Raw genomic sequence first — 5,778 nt, 5'->3', positions numbered from 1 at the left:
TAAAGCTCGTCTAATTCTTTCTTTAATTTATCAATAAAATACTGCTCGGATTTTTCAATTCCGGCAAAAGCATCGGCAACTTTTATTACAGAATTCAAACAAACTTGTTTTATTTCTTCAGTTACATCTTTTTTGTTTGATTTCAAAAATTTAATAAAAGACACAAAAGTTTCGTTAACCGTTGCATCTCTTTCACTAAGATTCTCAAATTCGAATTCAGTATAAAATGCACTGTCTGTACCAAATTCATCAGTAGCATCTTCTAAAGGAAGTAATTCCTCATTTAGAATTTTTTTAAAAATACTTACCTCTTCTTTCTGTACTTCACCATCACTTTTAGCAATAGCATAAATTAACCTTCCGAGTTCAATGTAAAATTGTTTATAATCCATAATATTTTAATTAATAAAGTTTAGAACAAAAATACTTAAATCAAATTTAAAACAAACCGTCATTTTGGTAAATATCCATTTGAACTTCCGAAAACTTTTCAATGTCAATGGATTTAGCATTTTTTAAATTTACAATTATTCCTTTTTCGAAATTCACTTTTATCTCATCTCCTGTTTTTAATTCCAATTCATCAATATTGTCATAGGTTAAAATAGGGAAAGCGGCATTTATGGCATTTCTTTCATAAATAGAACCAAAAGACTCGGCAATAATAGCTTGAACACCTATGGATTTAAAACAATCAACCGCTTGTTGGCGTGAACTTCCGCTACCAAAGTTTTTCTGAGTAACAATAATATCTCCTGCTTTGGCTTTTTTAGCAAAATCTTTATATCCTTCAAGATTATCAAATGTGTATTGACCCATTTCATCAATATCGGTTATTGATAAATATTTATTATGAAAAATCATATCAGTATCAATATCATCCATTTTTATAAACCAAACTCTTCCGCTTATTTCAACAGCTTTTTCACTTTCTGATTTGCTCTTCTTTTTTTTATCGATAATATTGTGTTCTTTTCTCGCAAAAGAAAAAGTTTCAGGATTATCGGGAATATTTTCTTCTGTTGTTATAAAACCTGCAACAGTAGAAGCAGCAACAACCGCAGGTGAAGAAAGGTAAACCTCTCCTTTTCCTTGTTTGCCGGGAAAGTTTCTATTTCCAGTGCTTACCGTAATTTCACCTTCACCATTTTGCCCTACTTGTCCGGCTGCACATCCTGCACAACCAGCATTTGACAATAATGCTCCTGAATCTTTAAATATTTTTATAATACCTTCTTTAAGACATTGATCCCAAACTTCATTGGTTGCAGGAACAATTTTTAATACTACTCCGGGTGCTATTTTTTTACCTTTTAACACTTCTGCAACGGCTTTCATGTCTTCTAACCTACCGTTAGTACAACTACCAATAAAACCTGAATCAATTTTTATTTTTGTTAATCCATCAAAAGAAATAGCATCATGAGGTTTGCCGGGGCGTGAAATTCTTTTTACAAATTTACTAAAATCAAGATTATAAATTTTATCATATTTTGCATCAGCATCAGCTTTTACAAGTTCAATTTTTTTTCCAGCTCTCTCCGAGCTATATTTTAATATTTCTTCATTAGGTGTAAACAAGAGTATTATTGCTCCCATTTCTGTACCCATTGAAGAAATTGTAATTCTTTCGTCAAGAGTAAATTTGTCAACTTCTTCTCCATAAATTTCTACGGATTTACCAAGTAAAGTATTTGATCCGAATTCAGCAAGAAGATTTAGGACAACATCTTTTGCAGTAATGCCGTCAGGTCGTTTACCATTTAAGTATATTTTTACCGATTCGGGAACTTTAAACCATACCTTGCCTTTGTTCCACGAAACTGCAATATCTTTATCACCCATTCCCTGTCCGAAAGCACCCACAGCACCAAGTATATTGGCATGAGAATCTGTTGTAACAGCAGTTGTACCAGAATAAGATAAGCCATCATGTATCAATGTATGAGTTCCAATTCCATTTTCAAGATCATAAACTTTTATTCCATTTTCACGAGCATACACTCTGCAAATTTGTTGGTTTACAGCATATTTTTGATCAGAACCTGTTGGATTGCAATCAAATGTAAAAAATGTTTTTGACACATCATCAAGAGTCAAATTATTGTCTTTCATATTTTTTACAACATTGGCACCGCCAAAATCACGTGCTGCCCTTGTATCAATTTCTATATCAATGATGTCTCCGGGTTTTACTTTATCAAATTTTGAATGATTTGCTAATATTTTTTCTATTAAATTCACGATATTTTCTTTTTTATTTTTATTAAATATTAAAATTATTTTTCAATTTTCAAACCGTCTTTAAAAGGCAGAAATGTCATAAAATCAGCATGATGAACAACATAAGCTTCTGTTGATCTTTTTACCATATTTCCTTCACCTGCATGAGTTGCAATAATATGACATACTTCGGCTGGAACATTACATTCCTCTGCAAGTGAAACACCGGAGAAAGGATGACGTAAATATTTTCCATAAGTCCCTTGAACAGCTTTACCTTCTTCATTTAGAACATATTCCAATAATTTACCAACATCGGCAAGTATAGCTCCTGCAATAAGAACATCCATGTTTACAGGAAGTTCATCTTTAAAAAATTCGTTCATTTTATTACCACTATCTCTAGCAATGTGGACTACTGCCCTTTTGTGATCCATAAAAGTAACTTTTAAATCGGGACCACAAAGTAATGTAAAAGGAATTTTATTAAGGTCATCAGGTGATAAAACGCTTTTTTCAAGAGCAATCTCCCAAGTTTTAGCAACCTTTTCTCTCAAATCTTCATTGCCTATCCATTTAAGCTCAGGCCACAGTTTTAGTACTTCATTATTCATAATAATAGTCTTTAAGAATTGATAAATCTACACATTAAAAAACCGAAATTTAGATTAATAGTTTTGAATTTTCAGTCTTTAGTTTTAAGTTTTTATTGATTACCAAAGAAATTACGAGAAAGCATGTTATGGTTTAATCTTTAAGGGATTTTTGCTTTTTATTCTTTTGTTATTTTGTTGTTAACTAAACAATCACAAAATTCGTTTTTGCAAGGAAGTATCCTAATAAAAATAATGTATTAATTTTTTACTACTAACTGATACCTGTCAAAATAATTCCGTGGCAATCTGTGCTTATCTGAATAACGTTGTCCTTTTGACCTATAAACAAATTACCAGTCCCCAGTCTTCAGTTGAATAACTGTGCTTGCCTGAATAGGGTTGACTTTTTTTTAGTTATTTCATCATCATCTTATCGTTATATTGACTTTTTCTTTTTTGATTACTTTTTCCTTTGCGTTCTTTGCGTCTTTGCGTGAAAATATAAACAAATCAACAAGTCGGCAGTCAGCAGTCCTCAGTTGAATAACGTTGATTTATTAATTACTTTTTTCTCTGCGTTTCTGCGACTCTGCGTTTAAACAAATAAACAACACATAACATTCAAGTCTTAAAAACTTTTCTTCATATTTTCTAATACAATTACTTTTATTCTATATAATTTTGTTCCTTAATTTCATCGTTTGAGAAGCAGTTAAAAATTGCAAACATTATGTTAAAGCTTTCTAGAATATTTTATTTAACAATTATTTTAACACTAATTATTACTACTTCCTTTTCTCAAAAACTATACTTAAGTCAGGGAACAGATGGTAAATACGGTTTTCTTGATAAAAACGGAGAAGTAGTTGTTCCATTTAAATTCGATCAGGTTCTACCCTATCATAATGGTTTGGCAAAAGTAAGAATTGAAGATAAATTCGGTTATATAGATAAAAATGGAAAAGAAGTTATTAAATGCACTTACGAATATGTTTCTGCTTTTCAACGTGGTTTAACAAAAATTTATCAAAACGAAAAAATTGCATATTTTGATAATAATGGAACAAAAATATATGGATGGTACAACTACATTGGTAATATTTCCTACAATCTGGCACTTGTAAAAAATGAGAAGAAATACGCATATATTAATTACTTAAACGGCAAACCTTTAACTGACTGGTACGAATACATTGAAGATTTCTCAGAAGGAAAAGCAAGAGTGGGAAACAATAATGAATATTTTTTCATTAACAGACAAGGGGATATTATTGAGGAATAGGAAGACTGGGGATTTGTTTATTTGTTGATTTGTTTATCTGTTTATCTGTTTATTCATTTATCTGTTTATCTGTTTATTCATAACTTTTAACTTTTATCTTTTAACTCTAAGTACTCTAGGCACTTTAAGTACTTCTTCCTGTTTATTTGTTTATTTGTTTATTCATAACTTTTAGCTTTTAGTTTTTAACTTTAAGTACTTCTTTTTGTTTATCCATAACTTTTAGTTTTCAACTTTTAGTTTTTAACTTTTAACTCTAAGTACTTCTTTTTGTATATTCGTAACACATAACCTTTTAGCTTTTAGTTTTTAGTTTTTAGTTTTTAACTTTAGGTGCTTCTTTTTGTTTATTTGAAATCGTTTGTGAAACATAGATATCGTTCAATAATCATTCGAAAATCAAAAATAGTCAATCATAAATAGTCAATCAAAAATTATTTTTCATATCTTTACTTTTTTAAAAATCTCTATTCATTTAAAAATTTGTTATGAAAAAATCAGTTTTTCTTATTGCGTTTATGATTTTTCTTTCATCCTTTTCATTTGCTCAAAGCAAATATAAGGTCATACGTGTTAACGGTACAATTTTAATAAAAAAATCAGGGAAAGAACTTTCCAGCGGTTTAATATTTTCGGAGAATGACGAACTAAATTTTAAAACTCAACATTCAAAAGCTGCAGTAATAAATCCTAAAAAAGGACGAATGATTTTAACTGCCGGCAATGATGGTAGTAGTGCAAATTTTTTACCTGCAATGTCAAATATTGCTTCTCGCGGTGGAATTGCTTTAAATAAAATTGACTTAAGAAATGAATTTAGTGGCAACATACTAATTATTAATGAATACTCTTCACAAGTTAGCTCAACGTCCTTTCCTTTATCTGAAAAAAGCTTTTTCTTTATTCGTTATCAACACAATGGAGAGGAGATAAATAAACAGTTGACTTACAATGAAGATGTACTAATAATTAATAAATCAGAACTGTTAAAGATTGACAATAAAGCTATAGAGGATTTTAATAAAATAAAATCCATGAAATTATATTATTACCAAAACGAAAAATCAATTTTAATTTCTGAGTTTTTTCCTATTCTTCCTGATTTAGCCTCATTAAAAAATGAAGTGCAAATAATTTGGGATGAATTTCCAAACAAGCCATGGAGTTTTAAATCCAGTGAAATCAGTAGTTATCTTTCTGAATTTTATGGAAAAACAAACAAAAAAGATCTTAATACTTGGTTAAAAAAGAACTTCAAATAGTTTTTTTACAAATTTAAGTTATTTCAAAATAAAAATCTGTAAACTTTTTGGCAGGATTTATTTCCTGATTGCGAATGTAGGTACTTTTTTTTAAAACTTAAACCTTTATTGTAGAACAAACGATAAACATTGCTTCAAAAATATTAAATCCTAATTTTTTCATATATTCAGAACAACTGACCTAAGCCCAATCCTAAATAGTGCCTCGAAAAAAACAAAAAAAAAATTCAATGACTTACTGCCCTAAACCCTAAAGGGAAAAGTCAATGAAAATCAGTGCTTCCTTTAGGGCTGAGGTAAGTAGTGTCTCTAAGAAAACTCTGCAAAATTAGATTCCTATCTTTTTGCGATATTTTTATCTTTCTCAACTCACTGATGCTAAGGCATCGCCTCGTCTCAAAAAATAAAAATCTCA

General features: G+C 29.7%; 5 protein-coding genes. 2 read left to right on the top strand and 3 right to left on the bottom strand.

Annotated features, from left to right (window positions below; all coding sequences use genetic code 11):
* The 3 genes from U9R42_01330 to U9R42_01320 form a co-directional block, all read right to left on the bottom strand.
* Nucleotides 1–392, bottom strand: a 392-nt coding sequence (locus tag U9R42_01330) for a hypothetical protein (protein ID MEA3494656.1), incomplete at its 3' end; no start/stop codon positions are given.
* Nucleotides 393–438: 46 nt separating this feature from the next.
* Complete coding sequence (locus tag U9R42_01325) at nt 439–2,244, bottom strand: aconitase/3-isopropylmalate dehydratase large subunit family protein (protein ID MEA3494655.1); 1,806 nt, start codon at nt 2,242–2,244, stop codon at nt 439–441.
* 35 nt (nt 2,245–2,279) lie between these two features.
* Nucleotides 2,280–2,837 carry an HDIG domain-containing protein gene (locus U9R42_01320; protein ID MEA3494654.1) on the bottom strand — a complete coding sequence of 186 codons (558 nt, stop codon included), beginning with the start codon at nt 2,835–2,837 and terminating at the stop codon, nt 2,280–2,282.
* A 712-nt stretch (nt 2,838–3,549) separates the two neighbouring features.
* On the opposite strand from U9R42_01320, the gene U9R42_01315 reads away from it, so the two are divergent.
* Both U9R42_01315 and U9R42_01310 read left to right on the top strand, forming a co-directional pair.
* A complete protein-coding gene (locus U9R42_01315) occupies nt 3,550–4,101 on the top strand; it encodes a WG repeat-containing protein (protein ID MEA3494653.1) in 552 nt (183 codons plus the stop codon).
* Between the two features lie 488 nt (nt 4,102–4,589).
* Complete coding sequence (locus U9R42_01310; protein ID MEA3494652.1) at nt 4,590–5,363, top strand: hypothetical protein; 774 nt, start codon at nt 4,590–4,592, stop codon at nt 5,361–5,363.
* Nucleotides 5,364–5,778: the final 415 nt, after the last annotated feature.

Source organism: Bacteroidota bacterium (genome assembly GCA_034723125.1).
Classification (GTDB): Bacteria; Bacteroidota; Bacteroidia; order CAILMK01; family JAAYUY01; genus JAYEOP01.
The sequence above is the reverse complement of the archived record's forward strand: the minus strand, read 5'-3'. Positions and strand labels throughout refer to the sequence as shown.